Annotated in this window: 18 protein-coding genes; 16 read left to right on the top strand and 2 right to left on the bottom strand. The window is 43.7% G+C overall.

Features of this window, described 5'->3' with window-relative positions:
- Nucleotides 1-13: 13 nt before the first annotated feature.
- Entirely contained in the window at nucleotides 14-733 is a 720-nt protein-coding gene (locus tag AC59JO_RS18285; protein ID WP_413667328.1) for a toxin-antitoxin system YwqK family antitoxin, read from the bottom strand.
- A gap of 68 nt (nucleotides 734-801) precedes the next feature.
- Entirely contained in the window at nucleotides 802-3,591 is a 2,790-nt protein-coding gene (locus AC59JO_RS18290; RefSeq protein WP_497307002.1) for a TonB-dependent receptor domain-containing protein, read from the bottom strand.
- 127 nt (nucleotides 3,592-3,718) lie between these two features.
- Here AC59JO_RS18290 and AC59JO_RS18295 point away from each other — a divergent pair, with 127 nt between their 5' ends.
- From AC59JO_RS18295 to AC59JO_RS18370, 16 genes are all read left to right on the top strand, one after another.
- Nucleotides 3,719-4,285 (top strand): acyl-CoA thioesterase, encoded by a 567-nt coding sequence (locus AC59JO_RS18295; RefSeq protein ID WP_413667330.1) that lies wholly within the window; start codon nucleotides 3,719-3,721, stop codon nucleotides 4,283-4,285.
- Nucleotides 4,286-4,337: 52 nt separating this feature from the next.
- On the top strand, nucleotides 4,338-6,242 hold the full coding sequence (locus tag AC59JO_RS18300) for a tetratricopeptide repeat-containing sensor histidine kinase (RefSeq protein WP_497307004.1): 1,905 nt from the start codon (nucleotides 4,338-4,340) through the stop codon (nucleotides 6,240-6,242).
- Nucleotides 6,243-6,501: 259 nt separating this feature from the next.
- Nucleotides 6,502-7,572: a fatty acid desaturase gene (locus AC59JO_RS18305; protein WP_497307006.1), complete on the top strand. Its 1,071-nt coding sequence runs from the start codon at nucleotides 6,502-6,504 to the stop codon at nucleotides 7,570-7,572.
- Nucleotides 7,573-7,901: 329 nt separating this feature from the next.
- A complete protein-coding gene (locus tag AC59JO_RS18310) occupies nucleotides 7,902-9,431 on the top strand; it encodes a TolB family protein (protein WP_497307008.1) in 1,530 nt (509 codons plus the stop codon).
- Between the two features lie 16 nt (nucleotides 9,432-9,447).
- Complete coding sequence (locus tag AC59JO_RS18315) at nucleotides 9,448-10,362, top strand: TIM barrel protein (protein ID WP_413667334.1); 915 nt, start codon at nucleotides 9,448-9,450, stop codon at nucleotides 10,360-10,362.
- A 182-nt stretch (nucleotides 10,363-10,544) separates the two neighbouring features.
- Nucleotides 10,545-11,156 carry a gluconate 2-dehydrogenase subunit 3 family protein gene (locus AC59JO_RS18320; RefSeq protein ID WP_413667335.1) on the top strand — a complete coding sequence of 204 codons (612 nt, stop codon included), beginning with the start codon at nucleotides 10,545-10,547 and terminating at the stop codon, nucleotides 11,154-11,156.
- A gap of 3 nt (nucleotides 11,157-11,159) precedes the next feature.
- Entirely contained in the window at nucleotides 11,160-12,875 is a 1,716-nt protein-coding gene (locus AC59JO_RS18325) for a GMC oxidoreductase (protein ID WP_497307011.1), read from the top strand.
- A gap of 165 nt (nucleotides 12,876-13,040) precedes the next feature.
- The gene (locus AC59JO_RS18330) at nucleotides 13,041-14,720 is read left to right on the top strand and encodes a GMC oxidoreductase (protein ID WP_497307013.1); all 1,680 of its coding nucleotides are present in this window, start codon (nucleotides 13,041-13,043) and stop codon (nucleotides 14,718-14,720) included.
- Nucleotides 14,721-14,757: 37 nt separating this feature from the next.
- Nucleotides 14,758-16,185, top strand: coding sequence for a Gfo/Idh/MocA family protein (locus AC59JO_RS18335; RefSeq protein ID WP_497307015.1), 1,428 nt, complete (start codon nucleotides 14,758-14,760; stop codon nucleotides 16,183-16,185).
- A gap of 125 nt (nucleotides 16,186-16,310) precedes the next feature.
- Entirely contained in the window at nucleotides 16,311-16,877 is a 567-nt protein-coding gene (locus tag AC59JO_RS18340; RefSeq protein WP_497307017.1) for a gluconate 2-dehydrogenase subunit 3 family protein, read from the top strand.
- Nucleotides 16,878-17,024: 147 nt separating this feature from the next.
- Nucleotides 17,025-18,176, top strand: a complete 1,152-nt coding sequence (locus AC59JO_RS18345; RefSeq protein ID WP_413667339.1) for a Gfo/Idh/MocA family protein — start codon at nucleotides 17,025-17,027, stop codon at nucleotides 18,174-18,176.
- A 26-nt stretch (nucleotides 18,177-18,202) separates the two neighbouring features.
- On the top strand, nucleotides 18,203-19,255 hold the full coding sequence (locus AC59JO_RS18350) for a sugar phosphate isomerase/epimerase family protein (protein ID WP_497307019.1): 1,053 nt from the start codon (nucleotides 18,203-18,205) through the stop codon (nucleotides 19,253-19,255).
- Between the two features lie 372 nt (nucleotides 19,256-19,627).
- Entirely contained in the window at nucleotides 19,628-20,935 is a 1,308-nt protein-coding gene (locus tag AC59JO_RS18355; RefSeq protein ID WP_413667341.1) for an MFS transporter, read from the top strand.
- A 141-nt stretch (nucleotides 20,936-21,076) separates the two neighbouring features.
- Entirely contained in the window at nucleotides 21,077-21,520 is a 444-nt protein-coding gene (locus tag AC59JO_RS18360) for a c-type cytochrome (RefSeq protein WP_413667342.1), read from the top strand.
- A gap of 10 nt (nucleotides 21,521-21,530) precedes the next feature.
- The gene (locus AC59JO_RS18365; RefSeq protein ID WP_413667343.1) at nucleotides 21,531-22,754 is read left to right on the top strand and encodes a nucleoside permease; all 1,224 of its coding nucleotides are present in this window, start codon (nucleotides 21,531-21,533) and stop codon (nucleotides 22,752-22,754) included.
- A gap of 26 nt (nucleotides 22,755-22,780) precedes the next feature.
- Nucleotides 22,781-23,674 (top strand): hydroxypyruvate isomerase family protein, encoded by an 894-nt coding sequence (locus AC59JO_RS18370; RefSeq protein ID WP_497307022.1) that lies wholly within the window; start codon nucleotides 22,781-22,783, stop codon nucleotides 23,672-23,674.
- The last annotated feature ends 31 nt before the right edge of the window (nucleotides 23,675-23,705 follow it).

The following is a 23,705-nucleotide window of genomic DNA, read 5'->3' on the forward strand; positions in this document are numbered from 1 at the left end:
GGGGTTGAGGTGCTCAATAAAACTCCAACCCTCCGTCATTCCTGAAACCGCATTTGATCACTACCCGGCAGCTAACTGCTTGGCCGTTTACAGTAGCTGGTACAAATATCTTGTCGGCAGGGTCGGGTACGTCGATGCTCATATTAAAGGTTTTTTCGTACGAGCCGCTATATACATGTACCTTGAATGATGCAAGCCTTCCTAACGGACTAATAAGCAATTCTACAGCGCCAAATGATACATTGGGATTAAGGTTCATTAATTCCGGCGGAAGCTTAAAGAGGTTGAGATAGGGAAGATATCCAAAAAATCTGCCGCCTACTTTAAGCGGCTTGGTTGTTTTTGCCGTATCATTAAGTTTTACATCAACAAAATACTGCAGATTGGAGGTACTGTCTTCAGGCGCTTCATAGGTGATCTGGTTGGTCCTGTAGTCGAAATTTTGTACCAGGTGCCCGCGGTTATCAAAAAAGTGCCAAACGCCGGTTCGCTTATCATTATCGTAATAGCCACTGGCCAGGGCATAGTTTTTTTGATACAACGCCTGGTATAGCCCCTGCCTGATACCCCTGTTAACTTTTAGCACGTTAAACCGTTCAATTACCGAATCGGTGAGGCGATGTTTTACAACCACAGTTTCGGGGCTGTTTTTTGCGGCGGCAGCATCTTTGGTTTGTGCAAACGCACAGCCGATAAATAGTATCGATATAAAGGTTAAAATAAGCTTTCTCAATGCAGGGATATAGATTGTTGTAAATATATAACAGCGGTTAACGTATCTCCAAAAAAACGGGATACAAATTATCCCCTGCCTCCACGACGCCCGCCGCCACCTCCGCCGAAACCGCGCCCGCCACCGTTACGCCCTCCTTGCGGACGACTGCCCGTAAATTTTTGGAGCCGGAGTGTAAAGCTCAGCATAAAATACCTGCCCAGGCGGTTAGTGCGCGTATCAATTATCTGGTTTCCAACCGCTGTACGGGTGATGCCTTTGTTTTCGTCAAAAATGTCAAAGGCCTGGAACCGGAGCGAAGCAATATGCTTGTTTAAAAACTGGTATTCAAGATAACTGCTCAGCAGGGTAGGGTTGGCCTTAACAGTACTGCTGAAGCCGTGATTGATGGTTTGGGTTAAACTATAACCAAGCACCCAGCTGTAAAAAAAGTAATTGCGGCCATCCAGTCCCAGTGTCCAGGTTTGGGCATCGGTATTTAATGAGGATGGCAGGCTGTAACGGGTGGTATTAATGCTGTAATTTGCGCTGATCTCACTGTCCATAATGCTGTCAAGGTCAACCCGGAGTTTAGCCCCCTGGTTAAGTACCCAGTTTTTACCCTCGTTGCGTTGATTCTCTATAAATGATATGTTGTTATTATAGCTGGCGCCGCCATTTAATGATACAGTGTACTTACGCTCGGCAAAAGGTTTGGAAAAGGAATAATTGCCGTTTACATTATAAACGCCATTGGTGTTAATATAACGGGTTTCCTGTATGGTGTTATTGCCTTTGGTGGTTTGGGTATTAGCACTAACCGGCGATGAGTTGGTAACTATTGCATCCTGTGTTTCGGCAAATGATAAATTGGTAAACAGTGAATTGCCGCTTGCAATATCGAATTGATTGTACCTTACATTGAAGCTATTGGTAAAGGACGGTTTCAAATCCGGGTTACCATAAACCCTGTTTTGAGGGTCGGAATAATCTGGCTGAAGCTGTAACTGACTAAACGACGGCTGTGCATTTGATCCGCTGTAATTGAATGAGAATGAATGGTTTTTTGAAAAATTATAGATAAACCTTGCCGTTGGGATAATATTAAAAGTAGATGTAGTGGTATGGAAATTATGTGATTCGCCATCGAGCTTTGAAGGCTGAACCGCCAATCCCAATGTGTAATTATACTTAGGTTGTACCCCCCGAAGGTTTAACCCGATGCGGTTGGTGATAAACTGATAGTTATACAACGTACTTAAGGAGTCGACATAAGTTTGATTACCCGTTACAGGATCAACCCGGTAATTGTAGCGGTTATTATCGGTATTGGAATAATTGTAGCTGTAATTGCTTTCCAGGTAAGTTGTTTTACCAATAGGTTCGATATATGAAAAGTGAAGGCTTACTTTTTGAGATTGATTATCGGAGTTAACCTGCTGAAACAGGGGCGTTACTACGGTATCAGCCCGGGTGGTATACTTATCGTTAAGTTCCTGATCATTTTTAGAATAGCTTACATTGGCGTTAACGCTAAAATTGCGCCCTTTTTTATGGAACTTGTGGTTGTAAAGCACATTAAGGCTGCCGGTTTGTGATGAGTTGTTGGTTAAAGCCAGTTCATTACCTGTAACTAAATTTTCATTACGGGTATTGCTGAAGGTATCGGTACTCATGTTTTCAGCAGTAGCGTACGAAAACCCCGGGTTTATTTTGATATAGTTGGATGTGTCTATTTTGTATTCGATATTGAAATCAAACCTGTGGTTAATACCGTGATTATGGTTAGTGCTGTTATCCATATTGATGATATTGCCCGATTGATAAAGGTTTTGTTGCAGGGTTGTGCTATTGATATCCCTGTCTTTATCTGCAAAACTGTAGCTGCCATACACCGTTACTTTTTTGCTCCAGTCATCGCGGTAATTGGTGCCTATTGAGCGGTTAGTAGTGATGCCATTAGCAGTACTTACCCCTCCGGCACTGCTGCCGCCTCCACCGCCTCCACGCCCGGCGCGACCGCCACCACCGCCGCTGCTGCCAATGTTGAACGTATTGGTGTTGTTGTTATTCCATGTGCCGATGAGCGCCAGCTGCCTTGCATCATAAAATGAATTGGCCGACAGACGGGCCTGGTACCTGTCGTCATTGCCTACGCCAACGCTTCCCTGGCCAAAGTTTCCCTTGCTTTTTCCTTTCTGGATGGTAATGTTCAGGATCTTGTCCGGGTCGCCTGTTTTAATGCCGGTTAAATTGGCCTGGTCGCCGTAGTCGTCAATCACCTGTATATTTTCTACGATATCAGCAGGCAGGTTTTGGGTGGCTGTTTGCACATCGCCGGTAAAATAATCCTTGCCGTTTACCCGCACCTTGGTAACCTGTTTGCCATGTGCGGTTACATTGCCATCCTTATCAACGCTTACGCCCGGCAGTTTTTTAAGCAGGTCCTCTACGGGTGATCCTTCTCTTACTTTATAGGCGCTGGCTTTGTATTCGACGGTATCTTCTTTTATGGTGATGGGGATCACAGCCGAAACCACTACCGTGTTTAGCATATTGGTTTGAACCTTTACTTTAATAGGATCAAGCTTAATAGGCTTGGTATCATTATCCATTACATAACGGCGTGTAAAAGGCTGATAGCCTATACCGCTGATGGTAAGTTTAAAGTTTTTGGATACAACGGCAGGGAAAAAGAATACCCCTGCGGTACTGGTTGCTACTACTGCACTATCTTTATCGGATATCAGTTTTACGGTAATCCCCGGAACGGCACCCACGCTGTCAACCACGGTCCCGTGTACCTCACGGGGCTGTTGGGCATAGGCCGTTGATAAAAAAAGAATGCCAATAAACGCAAGCAGTAAGTGTTTTTTCATAGTTTAGGGTCAATTTAGGTTATTGACCGTTAAAGTTTAATGAAGGTTTAATCATTTAATCCTGTGTAATACTAATGTTGCATAAATTGTATTTTAGTGCATAACCTTATACTATCTTAACATCATTATGAGCACTTTATCCGATATCGACGGCTATAAAAGCGTAGCCTTTTCACAAGCCACCATTACCGAACTGATGATCCCTTCATACTCCAATTTCGGCGGAAAAATTCACGGAGGGATTTTGCTTTCGCTGATGGATAAAGTAGCTTATGTATGTGCAGCCAAGCATGCCGGCAATTATTGCGTAACAGCCTCTATTGATACAGTGGATTTTTTGCAACCCGTAGAGGTTGGCGAACTGGTATCGCTCATGGCATCGGTGAACTATGTGGGCAATACATCGCTGGTAGTAGGCATTAGGGTAATATCTGAAAATATCAAAAATCACTCGGTAAAACATACCAATACCAGCTATTTTACCATGGTGGCAAAAGACGAGTTTAACAAGCCAGCCAAAGTGCCCGGCCTGGTGCTGGAAAACCGCGAGCAGGTAAGGCGGTTTATCGAAGCCCGCCGCCGTAAAGAAATAAAACAAAGCTATATGAAAGAAGTTGAGCAGATTCAAATGCCTGATAATTATGAACATTGCATTGAACTGTTGCAGGGCGAGCGCTGCCTGGTTGCCGGATAGCTATTGTCCATATTAAGTTTATTATTAGATTGCAGCCTGAAACTGTTTGCGAATGACGAGGCCCGTAGGTTTATTATTGCTGTTGTTGATGCATGGTGGTATGTATGCCCAAAAAGCAAGCGGAACTGATCCCCAAAAATCGCAGTCATTAATCAAAACTATTGATAGCCTTAACAGGGTTATCGAAAATATCTACGTTGGTGCTCCTCATGAGGCAAGGGCAATGGCCGAGCATGCTTTACTGCTTTCGGAAAAAATAAAATATAACGAAGGTACCGGTAGTGCCTTTTTGAATTTGGGGCACGTATATTGGTCACAATCCTATTATCCTATCAGTTTGTTTTATTTCAATTCGGCTTTAACCTATCTGCCCAAAAGCAAACCCCTGATACTTGCTCACTGTTATAGTTCAATAGGCCGCGCTTACACCGATTTGCAGAATTATGGCAAGGCTTTAAAAAATTTAGACATAGCTGCCCGGTTTGCAGGCCATGATCCCGAAATGCTGGCCGAGGTTTACAACGAACGTTCATTTGTTTATGCAAAGCTTAAACAATATGATAAGGGGATAGCCCTCGCAAAGTTCGCCATGCGGCTTAGCCGCACTATAAATGACCAGCCCGCTATTTGCATATTGTATAGCCGGCTTGCCAACGCTTACCGGTTAAAGGGGCAGTATAAGCAGGCAATTGCTTATTCGGATACCGCTTTGCATATGAGTTACTTTGTTAACAACAAGCGCTTAAGGGCTATATCATTTATTGAGCAAGCCACTATTTATAATCTGGTAAATCAGTACGATAAAGCAATTGAACTTTCTAAAAAAGGCGCAGTGTTATCAGATAGCATAGGGATTATGGATGGCATATCATCTGCATACAAAACTATAGCTCACAGCTTTGAGCAAAAGCATGATCTGGTGCAATCGCTGGCTTACCAAAAGAAATATACAGCAGCACTTGATAGTCTTAATGCTACCAATAAGCGTAAAAATACCGAGCTGATCCAAAGCTATTTTGAACTTAACAGTCGCCTAACTGCTATTGCGGCAGTTGAGCAAAAAGCTAAGGAATATCGCGGAAAAATCCATCTGCAGAAAACGATTATCATTACCCTGCTTGTTGCGCTGTTGGTTGTGATACTGGCTTTATCCGTTACCTACTATCATTATAAGCAAAAAAGGGTTTTAACCAACCGGATGCGTAAACAGCATAAGGCCCTGCTGATTCAGAAAGAACTGATAGAAGAACAATCTTCAAACCTGGTCGGCATCAACAGCCTTAAAGATAAGTTGCTGGCTGTTATAGGGCATGACCTCCGTACGCCTATTGCCAACCTGCACTCTATATTACGCTTGTATAATACCAATGTTTTAACTGATACAGAGGTACAAGGCCTGATGAAGGAGATTGAACCGGTAGTACAGGGTGCCGAATTAACACTTTTAAACCTGCTTGAATGGGCGGGGAGCCAAATCAAAGGTATTAATCATGAGCCATCGGCAGTTGATATTTATCTGATTGGTGTTGAAATGGAGCGGATCTTCAGCTACCTTTTTCAGCAAAAAGATATCCGGTTTGAAAACAGGGCCTTACCCGGAATATGTGTGCATGCCGACGAAAGGCATATCAAAGTAGTTTTAAGCAATCTGGTTAGCAATGCCATTAAGTTTACTGGTGACAAGGGAATAATCACCTTATCAACTCTTAATGGTCAAAACTCCCTTAAAATTAATATTGCGGATACCGGCAAGGGAATTCCTGCTGAAAAGCTTCAACACTTATTTAGCCTCAATACCAAATATTCAGCAACAGGTACCTCCGGCGAAAAGGGGACAGGCATTGGCTTGTTTTTATGTAAGGAGCTTATTGAGTTTAACGGCGGCAGTCTTTGGGTAAACTCGGAAGTAAATAAAGGCAGCACCTTTAGTTTTAGCCTTCCTTTGGTAACGGATTAACCTTTCCTCAAAAATTATTCCTATTTAAAATCTGTGGGTTTGCTACATGATTAATGCTTATTAAGTAATATCTGTAGGGTATTGGCTTTTGTAATTTCCTATAAAGAAATTTAATTATTTTGAAAAAGTTTTAATCATTTGTTGGGTACTTTAAATCTTTTTCTGTCGTTAATACGTATAAGCAATAAGTAATTTTTACTATATTGTGACAAAATAGACAGATATTTCCTACTCTTTAAACTAACCACCCCAAAACTTAATGGCATTTTTAAACACTGTGCTCGAACCACCTGCATATGGTTGGACAGATGAACTTGGCAATCTCTCAAAACCCACCAACAAGCAAATTGTAAAGGAATTTTTTAAAAGGCTCAACGTATTCAGCAATAAAAAAAACTGGCTTTCATTTTTAAGCTGGTCGCTGGTTTTGGCTTTAGTACCTTTTTTAGGCCTGTTCATCTTTAAATATTTCAGCATCACCGGGCTCATTGTTGCCTTTGTATACGGAATGATCATTATGGGCACCCACGGTACTATCTGGCACCACAGGTATTGCACTCATGGCGCTTATACTTTTAAAAATAAATTTTGGCGGTTTTTTACACAAAACCTTACGCTTAAAATCATTCCTGAAGAGATTTACGCCGTATCACACCACGTGCACCACGCTTTATCTGATCAGCCTGGCGACCCGTACAACGCACAAGGTGGTTTTATGTATTGCTTTCTGGCCGATGTTAACCACCAGCCTATAGCCCGCAACATGGACGAGGCCTGCTATAAAAAATGTGTTAACCTGATGAAGCATACCGGGGTAACCACCAATACTTACAAGCAGTATCAAAAATGGGGCACCTTGGCTAATCCAACGCGTACCATAGTTGGTATTATACTCAACTGGGGCTTTTGGTTTGCGGCTTTCTACCTGTTAGGCGGCCCGGCGCTTGCCTGTGCAGTATTTGGTTCGGCGGGGATCTGGGCAGTTGGCGTACGTACATTTAATTATGAAGGACATGGCAAAGGAAAAGATATGCGCCGCGATGGTATCGATCATAACCGCGAGGACATGTCAATCAATCAACTATGGCCGGGTTACGTTGCAGGCGAATGGCATAATAACCATCACCTGTATCCTAAAAGCGCCCGTTCAGGTTTTAAACCATACCAGTTTGACCTTGCCTGGTGTTATATTAAGATGATGAGCATGCTGGGAGCAGTAAGCTCATACCGCGACTCGAAAGCTGATTTTTTGAAGGATTACTGTACGCCGGTGCCTGTTATTGTACCTGTGGCGATACCCGTTAACGAGATATTGGCCAAGGCGGAGTAAGCTGCTTTATAATATTATATATGGAAAGCCATAGCGGGATGATTGCTATGGCCTTTTTGTATTTTGAAATTCCCGTTTCCCTTAGCCGTTGTTGGTGTTGTCACCAACAACTCTGCTCCAAGCCAGCGAGGTTCAGCGTTACCTGCCAGGTTGTTGTTGGTGACAACACCAACAACGGCTTAAATCTCCACTCCGTGTTAAAATTACACTTTGTAAAAATCTGGTTATATGTTAAAAAAGTGGAGAATTGTTAAAATAGTACTATCTTAATTGCGAATTGATTATATACCTTAGTGAACCGATTATAGTGTACACTAAACACCAAACCAATGCGCTGTAAAATATTAAACGTTGTGTTATGCATGGCTTGCCTTGCCTTGTTTTCATTTCGGGTTAAGGCTCAGGGACCGGGAATTTTTGACGGGCAAACCGATGTAGGTACAGTTAAACATGCGGGTAGCGGGGTATATGACCCCAAACTGCAGCAGTATACCCTAACCGGTTCGGGCCAAAACATCTGGGCTACGCATGATGACTTCCATTTTGTGTGGAAGAAAATGAAAGGCGATTTCATCCTTCGCGCCAACGCAGCTTTTATAGGTAAAGGCGTTGAGGCCCACCGCAAGGTAGGTTTAATGGTGCGTGCCACGCTCGATTCAAACTCAAAACATATCAATGCGGTTGTGCATGGCGATGGTTTAACTTCATTGCAATACCGTAAAACTGTAAGTGGAATCACTGAAGAAAAGAAAGCATCCATCACCGCCGCCGATGTGATCCAGTTGGAGCGTAAAGGCAATACCTACACCATGTCGGTAGCACGTAAAGGTGATTTGTTTGTGAGTGAAGAAGTTACCGATCTTGATTTAGGCGACGACGTGTATGTTGGCATCTTCATCTGTTCGCACAATGCTGATGTTACCGAGAAAGCGGTATTTAACAATACACGTATTGTTACACCAGCCCCGGCTACGCTTGTGCCGTATAAACAGTATTTAGGCAGTGCGATTGAACTGCTCGACCTGGAGAGTCGGAACGCTACTGTGATTTATCAGTCGCCAAAATCGATCCAGGCGCCAAACTGGATGCTTGATGGGAAATCGCTTATTTATAACAGCGAAGGCTCGCTTTATAAATTTGATCTTAAATCGCATACGCCAACAGTACTCAATACAGGCATCGCTAAGAACAATAATAATGATCATGTGCTTTCCTTTGATGGCAAAATGCTGGCCATTAGCAGTGGTGATGGTGGCCCTTCAATTGGGTACACTGTGTCATCAGCAGGGGGGGAGGCAACCCGGGTAACACAAACCGGGCACGGTGCAAGCTATATGCATGGCTGGTCGCCCGATAAAAAGTATATTGTTTTTTGCGGCGAACGCAATAAGGAATTTGATGTGTACCGCATCCCGGCGAACGGTGGTCCCGAAGAGCGTCTCACCAATACCCCCGGGCTTGATGACGGGCCTGAATATTCGCCCGATGGTAAGTATATTTACTTCAACTCGGTACGTAGCGGCCTCATGCAGGTTTGGCGTATGAAAGCCGACGGCAGTGAGCAAACACAGCTTACTAACGATGATTATAATAACTGGTTTCCGCATATTTCGCCGGATGGCAAATGGATAGTTTACATCACATTCCTGAAAAGCGAAGTATCTCCCGGCGATCATCCATTTTATAAACATGTATATTTACGGGTAATGCCAATTGAAGGCGGTCCGTCAAAAGTAGTTGCTTACCTATACGGCGGGCAGGGTACTATCAACACCCCGTCATGGGCGCCGGATAGCAAGCATCTTGCTTTTGTAAGTAATTCCGATTTATTGTTTCCTGTATTCCCGATAGCAAAATAACCTTAAACATATAACCATGTATACATCACGCAGATCATTTTTAAAAACCGGCGCAATGGCAGTAGCCGGAGCGGCTTTGCTTCATGATAGTTTATTTGCAGCAACTGACAATAAACTAAAGCGCGTAGGGGTGCAGCTTTATAGTGTACGCGATGCCATGAAAGCCGATCCGCAGGGAACGCTTAAAAAGATTGCTGATGCGGGTTATGCACATGTGGAGCATGCTAATTATATCGACAGGAAATTTTACGGCTATACTGCTAAAGAATTTAAAAAGGTCCTGGCCGACCTTGACCTGAAAATGCCAAGCGGCCATACCGTAATGACACCTCAGCACTGGGATGCATCTAAAAATGATTTTACCGATGCCTGGAAATATACCATTGAGGATGCAGCCACCATGGGGCAAAAATTTGTGATAAGTCCATGGCTTGACGAAAAGGTACGCACCGACACCGATGCCCTGAAACGTACAATGGAGCAGTTTAACAAGTGTGGTGAACTTTGTAAGCAATCGTCAATGATGTTTGGTTATCATAACCACAATTTTGAGATCAGTACCAAAGTAGGTGATATCACGCTTTATGATTATATCATTCAAAATACCGATCCGGCTTTGGTTGCTCAGCAAATTGACATCGGCAACATGTTCAGCACCGGCGGTATGGCGTTAGAGTTTATTAATAAGTATCCCGGCAGGTTCCAGTCAATGCACGTAAAAGACGAAATTAAGGTGCCGCCACATAATGGCGATGACACCGAAAGTACAATTTTAGGTAAAGGGATACTGCCCGTTAAAGATATTGTAAAGGCTGGTGCAAAAAAAGGAGGCACCTCGTTATTTATTATTGAGCAGGAATCATACCAGGGGATGGACCCAATCGATTGTGTAAAAATTGATTTACAAATCATGAAAAAATGGGGTTATTAAGAGTATAAGGCTATCTTACGCTCTCGTGAATATTTAATTTCCCGGCCTTTAATTTTAGATTGTAATTATTAAGTTTGGGAACACGTTATAAATCATAAAAAGCCTCATCCTTTATCTGTTCAATAGACTAAAAATAGTATGGCAGATAAAATGGGCTTCGCTAAAACAATTTAGTTTAAACAATGGACCGGCGTACCGTCATTAAAAACCTGGCTTTGATCATAGGAGGAGCGGCATTGCTCCCGGCCTGTTCACAGGATAAAACAAAGTCGAAGGTTGCACTCAAAAATATCGACATCACTGCCAATCAGGAGCAGTTGATAGGTGATGTTTCGGAAACTATTATTCCTAAAACAACAACGCCGGGCGCTAAAGACCTGCAGCTGCATTTATTTGTACTGAAAATGCTGGATGATTGCTATAAAAAAGAAGATCAGCAGGCATTTGTAACCGGTATGGAACATTTTGCAGATCAGTCTCAAAAATTATATAGTAAAACGTTTGACCAGCTGGATACCAAAACCCGGGAGGCATTTTTACTGGATATAGAAAAGGAAGGTAAAGCGGAAGAAGCGGCTGCACAGAAAAGCGGCGACAAGAAGGATGCTGCACCGGCCACTCCGCCGGCAGGGAAATATTCGCCCGAGCTTAAAAAGTTTTACAGCATAGTAAAAAGGCAAACCATAAACGGTTACACCAATTCAAAATATTTTATGACCAACATAGTGGTATATGAGCTTGTACCGGGCAGGTACAACGCGCATTTCCCTTATAAACAAAAGCAAGCAGTTTAAGCGATGGCTAATTTAAATATCGACAGCGTTAAGGAACGCACTTTCGACGCGATAGTAATTGGCTCGGGTATGAGCGGGGGATGGGCTGCTAAGGAGTTTACAGATAAAGGGTTGAAAACGCTGATATTGGAGCGAGGTCGCGATGTAAAACACATAAAAGACTATCCCACTACCAATATGTACCCCTGGGAGTTTGAGCACCGCGGCGAATTGCCGATGGCTGTTCAGGAGGCCAACCCAATAGTGAACCGCTGCTATGCATTTGGAGAAAGCGCGGCACACTTTTTTGTAAAAGATGCTGAGCACCCGTATATACAGGATAAACCCTTCGATTGGATCCGCGGTTACCAGGTTGGCGGTAAATCCCTGCTATGGGCACGCCAAACCCAACGCTGGAGTGACTTTGATTTTGAAGGCCCTGCCCGTGATGGTTTCGCTGTTGACTGGCCTATTCGTTATAAGGATATTGCCCCATGGTATAGTTATGTAGAGAAATTTGCGGGTATTTCCGGTAACCGGGATGGTATTGCCGAATTGCCGGATGGTGAGTTTCTGCCCGCATTTCCGTTAAACACTGTTGAGGAATATTTTAGAGATCACGTAAAAAGTAAATATAAAAACAGGTATGTGATCAGTGCGCGTTGTGCGCATTTGTCAACCCCTAAACAGATTCACTTAGATCAGGGTAGGGTACAATGCCAAAGACGTACTATCTGCGAGCGTGGTTGCCCGTTTGGTGGATATTTCAGCGCGAATGCTACTACAATTCCATGGGCGTTAAAATCAGGCCACTCTATGTTAAGGCCTTTCTCGGTGGTTGAATCCATTATTTATGACGACAAGCTTGGCAAAGCAACCGGCGTAAGGGTTATTGATACCAATACCAAAGAAGCTATTGAGTATTACGCCAAAGTAATCTTTGTGAATGCAGCAGCGTTAAATACCAACCTGATATTGCTTAACTCCAAATCGCACCGCTTCCCTAATGGCCTCGGCAACGACAGTGGTGTGTTGGGTAAATATGTTGCCTTCCATAATTATTCGGCCCATATTGGTGCCGAGTATGATGGCGCTAAAGAATGGACAACCGATGGCCGTAACCCTGCCGGCGGTGGTTACATTCCCCGGTTCAGGAACGTATATAAACAGGAAACTGACTTTTTACGCGGCTATGCATCGGGCTTTAGCGCTTATCGTTATCCGCAGCGCAGCTGGGATGGCGTAGGCAGCAGCCTGAAAGAAAACCTGGCTAATAAAGAGCTTGGCCCATGGCATGTAGGTTCGCACATGATGGGCGAAACCATCCCGAAGGAAAGCAATTTTGTAAGCCTGGATGATAAGCAAAAAGATGCCTGGGGAGTGCCTTTATTAAAGATGAACGTTGATTACGACGATAACGATGAAAAGATGAAGAAGGATTATATAGAGCAGCTAACCGAAATGTTTACCAGCGCCGGCTTTACCAATATTAAAGCCAGTACCGATAAACGTGCCCCCGGTTTGGATATCCACGAAATGGGCGGTGCGCGCATGGGTAATGATCCTAAAACATCCATATTGAACAAATGGAACCAGATGCATAGCGTTAAAAACGTATTTGTTACCGATGGCGCCAGCATGACCTCAACCTCATGCCAAAACCCATCGCTAACTTATATGGCCTTTACCGCACGTGCTGCTGATTACGCCATGAGCGAGATGAAGAAGGGGAATATTTAGCCCCCCAACCCCCTAAAGGGGATGTAAAAGCAGCTCCCCCTTTAGGGGGCCGGGGGGCGACCTATGTGTAAAAAAAACACAATGTAATTTTGCAAAATGAATTTTATTCATACATTTAACCAGATAACCAAGTACTAAACAAATTAAACTAATCATATTATTCGTATGTCTGCAAACACTTATGACGCAATAGTCATTGGCTCAGGAATTTCAGGCGGGTGGGCTGCCAAAGAACTAACACAAAAGGGTTTGAAAACCATCATGCTTGAGCGTGGTCGTAATATCGAGCATATTAAAGATTACGTAAATGCTACCAAAGATCCATGGGAATTTCCGCATAGAGGCGGGCGTACCCAAAAAATGATTGAGGATTACCCGGTTCTTAAGCGCGACTATCCGTTAAATGAAACAAACCTTGACTATTGGGCAAGTGATAAAGACAGCCCATACACCGAGATCAAAAGGTTCGACTGGTTTCGTGGTTATCACGTAGGCGGTCGTTCACTAATGTGGGGACGCCAGTCATACCGCTGGGCTGATGTTGACTTTGAAGCCAACTTGAAAGATGGTATAGCTGTGGATTGGCCTATCCGTTATAAAGATATCGCTCCATGGTATAGTTATGCCGAGCAATTTGCCGGTATCTCTGGTAATAAAGATGGTTTACCAATTCTTCCTGATGGCGATTTTATGCCGCCAATGGAAATGAACGTGGTTGAAAAAGACGTTTCAAAACGCCTTAAAGAATTCTATAAAGAAGCACGTCACATGATCATTGGCCGTACGGCCAATATCACTGTGCCGCATAACAACCGTACCAACTGCCAGTACCGTAATAAATGCTGGTTAGGTTGTCCGTTCGGTGCTTATTTCAGCACACAATCGGCTACTTTGCCTGCGGCTATGGCTACCGGCAATTTAACGGTGCGTCCATGGTCTATCGTTACCAAAATATTGTACGATAAGGACACCAAGAAAGCTAAAGGTGTAGAAGTACTGGATGCTGAAACCAACAAAACTTATGAATACTTCGCTAAGATCGTATTCGTAAACGCTTCAACTATAAACTCGGCCTGGATCCTGATGAACTCAGCAACCGACGTATGGGAAGGCGGCTTAGGTAGCAGCAGCGGCGAGTTGGGCCACAACCTGATGGACCACCACCTTAATGTTAGTGCTTATGGCAGAATTGAAGGGTATGAGGACAAATATTATTTCGGTCGCCGTGCAAATGGTTTCTATATCCCACGCTATCGTAACCTTAACGGCGAAAAGCGTGATTACATCCGCGGTTTCGGTTATCAGGGTTCGGCAAGCCGCGAAGGCTGGAGCCGCGACATTGCCGAACTGAATATCGGTGGTGCATTTAAGGATGCATTGACTGAGCCAGGTTCATGGCATATAGGTATGGGCGCTTTCGGCGAAACCTTACCTTATCACGAAAACAAGGTTACTATCGACAAAACAAAAAAAGATAAATGGGGCTTACCAGTTGTTGCCATTGATGCCGAATTAAAAGCAAACGAGCTGAAAATGCGTATCGATATGGAAAAAGACGGCAAAGAAATGCTTGAAGCAATTGGGGCTAAAGATGTTCAAACTTCCAGCACCAATCCGTTCCTTGGTCGTGGTATTCACGAAATGGGTACTGCACGTATGGGCCGCGATCCAAAAACTTCAGTATTGAATGAGTGGAACCAGGTTTGGGATGCTAAAAACGTATTTGTTACCGATGGATCATGTATGACATCGGCAGCATGCCAAAACCCTTCGCTTACTTATATGGCATTAACTGCACGTGCTGCCAATCATGCTGTTGAGATACTTAAAAAAGGCGAAATTTAATCTGCAGCACATAAAAACAACCTAATAAGAACAACCTATGACTGAAGAAAAGGACAAAACCCCAAACCCGTCGAGACGGCAATTTATCAAAAGCAGCGCTATTGCAGCCGCTGGTTTTATGATAGTTCCACGCCATGTTTTGGGCGGTAAGGGTTTTATAGCTCCAAGCGACAAGTTATTGATTGCCGGCGTAGGCGCCGGTGGTAAAGGCCAAAGCGATATTGCTAACTTTTACAAAAGCGGTAAAGCCGAAATCGCTTTCCTGTGCGATGTGGACGACCGCAGAGCGGCCAAATCACGCGGCGATTTCCCTAAAGCAAAGTATTATAAAGACTGGCGCGAAATGTTTGATAAAGAACACAAACATTTTGATGCCGTTTCGGTTTCAACTCCCGATCATAACCACGCTATCATCACATACAATGCGATGCAGTTAAACAAGCACGTTTATGTTCAGAAGCCATTAACCCATGATATTTGGGAAGCGCGTTTGTTAACAGAGGCTGCAAAAAAATACAAAGTGGTAACACAAATGGGTAACCAGGGTTCATCAAATGATGGTACCCGTTTACTTTCAGAATGGTATGATGCCGACCTGATTGGTGATGTGCATACCGTTTACTGCTGGACAAACCGCCCGGTTTGGCCGCAAGGTATTGCATGGCCACCGCCACAGCCAAACATCCCTAAAGAGTTGGATTGGGACCTGTGGTTAGGTACTGCGCCTAAAAAAGATTACGTTGATAAACTGGTTCCATTTAACTGGCGTGGCTGGTGGGATTACGGCACAGGCGCCCTTGGCGATATGGGCTGCCACCTGGTTGAGGCTCCTTTCCGTGTATTGGGGATCCAGTATGCAAAAGATGTTCAGGCCAGCGTTGGCAGTGTTTATGTAGATGAGTTTAAAGAAGGCCATTTCCCTGAAAGCTGCCCTCCGTCAAGCCACATCACATTGACATTCCCTAAAACTGATAAAACTAAAGGTGATGTTACCCTGCACTGGATGGACGGTGGTATCCAGCCTGAAAGACCTATCGAATTGTTAGCAAGTGAAAACTTCGGCGGCGAAGAAGGCAACGGTACTTTGTTCATCGGTACAAAAGGAAAAATGTACGCAAGTACTTATTCTGATGCGCCTACGTTATTACCAAAATCGCTTACCAAAGATGCGAAAGCTCCGCAAAAATGGGCACGTGTACCGGGCGGCGCCAATGGTCACTATGCGCAGTGGGTTGAAGGCTGTATTGCCGGTTACGGTAAAACAGAACTAAGCTCATCGTTTGATAAGGCTGGTCCGCTTACGGAGGCTTTATTGATGGCTAACCTTGCGGTGCGTGGTCATGAGCTTAACGGCGGCAGGGTAAAATTAGTTTGGGATAACCAGGCTATGAAAGTTACCAACTTTGATGCAGTTAACCAATATATAAAGCGCGATTACCGCGAAGGTTTCGTATTAAAAGCGTAAACAAAATAATTAGTGGATTAGTGAGTTAGTGAATTAGTGATTGAGAAATCGCTGTCACTAATTCTCTAATTCCTCAATTAATTAAAATCACTAATTCATTAATTCACTAAATCAATAACTAATTTATGAATAGAAGAGAAGCGATAGGCAGGGTAGGTTTGATCCTTGGCGGTACCATCATCGGCGCCGAGTTCTTCATCTCCGGATGTAAACCATCTTCGCCGAAAGTAAACGACCTTTTTACACAGGATGATGTGGCCCTGATGGATGAAATTGGCGAAACCATTTTGCCTGCAACTTCAACCCCGGGTGCTAAAGCAGCCGAAATTGGTAAGTTTATGACGGTAATGGTACAGGATTGCTACACTGCCGATGATCAGAAAATTTTCACTAAAGGCCTTAAGGACCTGAATGATGCAAGCGACAAAAAATATGGTAAAAAGTTTTTGGAGGCTACTCCTGAACAGCGTACCGAACTATTAACCGCGCTTGACAAAGAACAAAAAGAATATACCAAAACCAAAAAGCCCGAAGATCCTAACCATTACTTCAGGATGCTGAAAGAATTAACCCTGTTGGGTTTCTTCACTTCAAAGCCGGGTGCTACACAGGCATTACGTTATATTGCCGTTCCGGGCAAGTACGACGGCAACCTGCCATACAAAAAAGGCGATAACGCCTGGGCAACCTAAAAAATTGCAATATCAATTGATCATATCTTTGGTGATTACCCCAATGAATTTATTGTCAAAAACAGCATTATAATGTAATGCTGTTTTTGACGTATACAATCGATTGAGAAGCCTTTAATCAAAAAAAATCAACCCCAACAAAAACAAATGAAATTAAGATTAGGAATGATTGGCGGCGGACAAGGTGCCTTTATTGGTGCTGTACACCGCATAGCCGCCCGTATTGATGGCGAATATGAACTGGTTTGCGGCGCTTTTAGCAGTAATGCCGAAAAATCGCAAGCCAGCGGCCTTTTGCTGGGCTTACCTGCAAGCCGCTCATACAGCTCATACCAGGAACTAATTGAAAAAGAAAAACAAATGCCCGAAGACGAGCGTGTACAGGTGATCAGTATTGTAACGCCAAACCATGTGCATTTTGCCCCAACCAAAATGGCGCTTGAGAATGGCTTCCATGTGGTGCTTGATAAGCCCATGACCTTTTCGCTTGAAGAAGCTAAAGAACTTGAAAAAGTGGTTAAGGCATCGGGTAAACTGTTTTGCCTTACGCATACTTATACCGGTTACCCTATGGTTAAGGAAGCTAAACAATTGATCAAAGCAGGCGCCATAGGCACTGTTAAAAAGGTTTATGTTGAGTATCCACAGGGATGGTTAAGCACATTTTTAGAAGGAGAAGATAATAAGCAGGCTTCATGGCGTACCGATCCGGGTAAAAGCGGTATTGCAGGTGCTATGGGCGATATAGGTACACACGCCTTTAACCTGGCCGAGTACGTTACAGGTTTAGAGGTGACAAAAATTTGTGCTGATATCAACATTGTAGTTCCTGGCCGCAAGCTGGACGACGATGGCGCTGCCTTATTGAAATTCAACAACGGTGCAAGCGGTGTGCTTACTGCTACCCAGATTGCTGCCGGCGAAGAAAATAATGTGAAGATCAGGGTGTATGGTGAAAAAGGTGGTTTGGAATGGCACCAGAGTGATGCTAATTCATTAACTGTGATGTACACCGATAAACCGGCTGAGATTTGGCGTACTGGCGGTGGTTATACCAGCTCATTTGCTCAGCATAACACACGTACACCAGCTGGTCACCCGGAAGGTTATCTGGAAGCATTTGCCAATCTGTACCGCAACTTTGCTTTAACGGTTAAAGCCGGTTTGGAAGGTAAAGAAGCTACTCCTGAAGAACTGGATTTCCCGGGTATTGAACAAGGCGTTCGCGGAATGGCCTTTATCGAAAATGTGATAGCATCAGGTAAATCGGACCTTAAATGGACTGATTTCACTATTTAATTTACCATCTACTTAAAACAAAAAACATGACTACTATAAAAGGACCTGCCATATTTATAGCACAATTTATAGGAGATGCGGCACCCTTCAATAGCCTCGAATCTATTTGCCAATGGGCAGCAGGTTTGGGTTACAAAGGTGTGCAGCTGCCAACTAACGATACCCGTTTCATCGATCTGCAAAAAGCTGCCGAAAGCAAAACTTATGCCGATGAAATCAGAGGTATAGTAAATGCTGCCGGTTTGGAAATTACCGAACTATCAACTCACTTGCAAGGTCAGCTGGTTGCTGTAAACCCGGTTTATGATGCACTGTTTGATGGTTTCGCACCTGAACATCTGCGCGGTAACCCGGCCGAAAGACAAAAATGGGCTGTACAGCAGTTAAAATATGCAGCACAAGCTTCAAAAAATTTAGGTTTAAATGCTTCGGTAACTTTTAGTGGTGCGCTGCTTTGGCCTATGGTATACCCATGGCCTCAACGCCCTGCCGGTATAGTCGAAACTGCTTTTGGCGAATTAGCTAAACGCTGGACACCGATTTTGGATGTTTACGAAGAAAACGGCATCGACCTTTGCTACGAGATCCATCCGGGCGAAGACCTGCATGACGGTATCACTTACGAGATGTTCCTTGATCATGTAAAAGGCCATAAACGTGCTAATTTACTGTATGATCCGTCGCATTTTGTATTGCAATGCCTGGATTACCTGGAATATATCGACCTCTATCATGAACGTATCAAAATGTTCCATGTTAAGGATGCTGAGTTTAACCCAACCGGGCGTCAGGGTGTTTACGGAGGCTACCAAAACTGGGTTAACCGTGCCGGCCGTTTCCGTTCATTGGGCGATGGACAGGTTGATTTTAAATCGATATTCAGTAAATTAACGCAATATGATTACAAAGGATGGGCTGTGCTTGAATGGGAATGCGCGCTTAAACATCCTGAAGACGGTGCAAGAGAAGGTGCTCAATTTATCAAAGATCATATTATCCGTGTAACAGAACGTGCTTTTGACGATTTCGCAGCATCAGGTTCTGATGACGCTTTCAACAGGAAAACGTTAGGAATATAGTTCCGATTTCGGATTTATTCAATGATTTGGAATTTTAAAAAACGTCATGCTAAACTTGTTTCGGCATGACAATAGGGTCTAAGACTTACGAAGTTTTTAAAACTTCGTAAGTCTGGATTTGCAACTTGCTGTCCCCGTCTCGCGCCCGTTTCTAATGAGCGCGTAAGGTGACTTCGTGTTTGTAACGCGACTGGCGATACAATCGCCAAACCATATTAAGCATTCATTACAAATGAGCGCAAGGAGTATGAATAACCCGCCGGCAAAGAGGGATTTGCAAAGCGGGCAAATACAAAGCTGATGTAATTCGGCAAAACGCATTTTGATAAACCAATTAACCCAATTATCATATAAACCTAAAGTAATTTGAAAATGCAAACTATTAACCGTGCACAGCTATTCAGGGCAAGCTGCCTGTCATTGCTGGTAACTTCATTGTCATTCGGTATCCGTGCCGGGATCCTGAGCGACCAGGGTGTAAGATTCCACCTGAACGCTTCACAATTAGGCACTATCGCGGCAACCGCCTTCTGGGGATTTCCGCTGGCTATTATTATCGGGGGCTTTATTGTTGATATCATCGGTATGAAAAAACTATTGGTATCAGCTTTCGTATTTCACCTGGTAGGGATTTTGCTTACCATTTTTGCCAATGGCTATTGGACGTTGTTCCTCTCTACTTTAATGATAGGGATTGCCAACGGCACTGTTGAAGCTTCCTGCAACCCGCTGGTAGCGTCATTGTTTACCGATAATAAAACAACCAAGCTTAACCACTTTCACCTTTGGTTTCCTGCAGGGATTGTAATTGGTACCTTAATCGTATTTGGGCTGGATACTGCGTTGGCCCATGGCGTATCGCCTAAACCATACTGGATCTCACAGGTAGAGATAGCGTTGATGCTGATCCCTACCATAGCCTATGGTTATTTGTTTTCGAAACTGGATTTCCCGGTTACGGAGCGTGTATCGGCAGGTGTTAGTACCGAGGATATGTATAAAGCATTGATCAACCCACTGTTTCTGTTCATGATTATTTGCATGTTCGGTACAGCTATTACCGAGTTGTTCACCAACCAATGGACAGACGTTTTGTTCAAAACGGTTACGGATAATGCTATCCTTATCTTAACTTTCGTTGCTTCGGTACAGGTATTGGGCCGTGCGTTTGCAAGTCCGATTGTACATCGTTTGGCTCCGCAGGGTGTATTGCTGATCTCTGCGATATTATCGGCATTGGGTATTTACCTGATGGTGCATTTGCACGGCGATGCTATTTATTTTGCAGCGGTGGTTTTTGGCCTTGGTGTAGCTTTCTTTTGGCCATGTATGATAGGTTTTGTGGCCGAAAACCTGCCGCGTACAGGTGCCGTGGGTTTAAACCTGATGGGGGGCGCCGGTATGTTCGGGGTATCCATTTATATGATGTTCATGGGCGGTTTTTATGACAAGATCATGGTTTCGAAATTACCGGCAGGGGCAAGTTTGGATGCTTACCGCTCTGCGCCGGCGGGCTCGGACATGGCTAAGGCATTTGATGCTGCGCGATCTGCAGCGGGCCCGGAAGTGTTGAATACAACGCTGATTATCCCGGTTGCATTAATCGTAGCATTTGTGGGGCTGGTAATTTACATGCGTTCACGTAAAAAAACCGCTTCATTAGGCGCTATATCGGTTTAATAGGGTTTTAATTATGATAAAAAGTTGTAATTTTCGCCTGATTAACCAACCCAATTAAAATTACATGATGAAAAACAGCAGGGGCTTTGTTAAGGAACAGATTTTCTGTTAGGCTATCATCATAAACCACAATTAATCTTTATGAAAAAAGTATTCGTTATTCTTTGTATCAGTGCGGCATTTGCTGCCTGTGGCGGAAATTCATCAAAAAACACCGGTGGCAGCGACAGCACTAACGGTGCCAATCAATCAGCTAAAGCTGCCGATGCTAATGCTGATACTGTAGTAGCAAAAACCGGTACCGAATCGGCAGGTGGTTCTGCAGGTTCATCAGCCGGCGAAAAATTAATGGCTTCGTTAGATTGCAGCACCTGTCATAAAGTTGACACCAAAGTTATTGGCCCTGCATTTGAAGATGTGGCTAAAAAATATGATGCTTCAGAGGCTAATATCGATATGCTTGCTAAAAAGATCATTGCCGGCGGCAGCGGTAACTGGGGTAACATTGCTATGACTCCACACCCTTCATTGCCTGAAAGCGACGCTAAAGAAATTGTAAAGTACATTTTATCACTAAAAAAATAATAAAATTTTCATGACCATAGGGATAAAATCAAAGCTATCGTTCATGATGTTCCTGGAGTTTTTTATCTGGGGCGCATGGTTTGTAACTTTAGGTACTTTTTTAGATAAATCGCTTCACGCTACAGGTGCACAGTCTGGCGAAGTTTTTTCAACACAATCATGGGGCGCTATCATTGCTCCGTTTATTATTGGCTTAATTGCCGATAAATATTTTAATGCTGAGAAGATATTAGGTGTGCTTCATTTAGTGGGCGCTGCATTAATGTATCAAATGTACTCTGCTACTGATGTTTCTGTATTTTATCCCTATGTGTTAGGTTACATGATATTGTACATGCCAACGCTGGCGTTGGTAAACTCGGTATCATTTAACCAGATGACCGACCCCGAAAAGGAATTTTCATCAATAAGGGTTTTTGGTACAGCAGGCTGGATTATAGCCGGTTTGCTTATCAGCTTTGTTTTTCATTGGGATTCCCCCGCTGGTATAAGCAGAAACATGCTGAAAAATACCTTCCTTATGGCTGGTATAGCATCAGCTGTTTTAGGTTTGTTCAGTTTCACGCTGCCGGCAACCCCGCCAAAGGTTGCTAAGGGCGAAAAGGTAAGCATCAGCCAGATGCTTGGCTTAGATGCCTTAAAATTACTTAAGGATACAAACTATGCTATCTTTTTTGTTGCCTCTATTTTGATCTGTATCCCGTTGGCATTTTACTATCAAAATGCCAATAGCTTCCTTACTGATATTAAGATGGATAATCCAACCGGTAAAATGACCATCGGCCAGATTTCAGAATTATTGTTCCTGCTTTGTTTACCAATTTTCTTTAAAAAGGCCGGCTTTAAATGGACAATACTTGTTGGCATGTTGGCCTGGACTGTGCGTTATGTTTTATTCGCCTACGGTAACGCAGGTGATCTGAGCTTTATGCTGCTTATTGGCCTGGCATTGCATGGCGTTTGTTATGACTTTTTCTTTGTATCAGGGCAGATTTATACAGACTCGAAAGCCGGTGTACAATACAAAAGTGCCGCACAGGGTATGATTACTCTTGCTACTTATGGCGTGGGTATGTTGATTGGCTTTTACGTAGCAGGAAAGATATCTGATAGCTATAATAGTCCCGCAGGTCACGATTGGAAAATGATTTGGCTGATACCGGCTTCTATCGCTGCTGCGGTATTCCTGTTATTCTTCCTGTCGTTCAAAGAAAAAAAGGGTGCAACCCAATAATTACCAGCTCAAACCAAAATATAACCATGGCATCAAATCAAAACAGGCGTTCGGCTATTAAAAGCATGATCGCGGGCACGGCGGCAATTGGCGCGTCGGGCGTATTATCTTCATTTACCACCGAAAACGAAAAAAATATGCAGGCGGATAATAAGCTAAAAGGCAATATTAACCATGCAGTATGCCGCTGGTGCTATGGTGATTTTACCGTAGATCAGCTTTGTGCTGCTGCTAAAGATATCGGCATAAAAGGTATTGATCTTGTAGGCCCTTCAGATTGGCCAACTCTTAAAAAATATGGCTTGTTCTCATCCATGTGTAACGGTGCCGAAATTAACCTTACCGATGGTTTTGGCGATAAACAGTTTCACGCCAAGTTACATGAAAACTATACTAAAATGATTCCGTTGGTAGCCGAAGCCGGTTACAAAAACCTGATCTGCTTTAGCGGCAGCCGTCGCGGTAAAACCGACGAGGAAGGCTGGAACAACTGTGTTGAAGGCCTTAAGCCAATGGTTGCCCTTGCCGAAAAGCATAATATAGTATTGGTAATGGAGCTGTTGAACAGTAAAATTGACCATAAAGATTACCAGTGCGATAGAGTAGAGTGGGGAGCAGAGCTTTGCCGCAGGATTGGTTCTGAACACTTTAAACTGCTTTATGATATTTATCATATGCAGATTGACGAAGGCGATGTGATCCGTAACATCCGTGCCAATCATCAGTACATAGCGCATTACCATACCGGTGGGGTCCCGGGCCGTAACGAAATTGACGAAACACAGGAACTTTACTACCCGGCCATTATGCGCGCCATAGTTGAGGTAGGGCATAAGGGCTTTGTGGCCCAGGAGTTCATCCCAAAACAAAAAGACAAAATAGCTTCGCTTAAAAAAGCGGTGCATATTTGTGATGTTTAAACCTTACATCACCTTATCACTCTAAAAAGCT

The sequence above is a fragment of the Mucilaginibacter sp. A5337 genome, assembly GCF_059690695.1.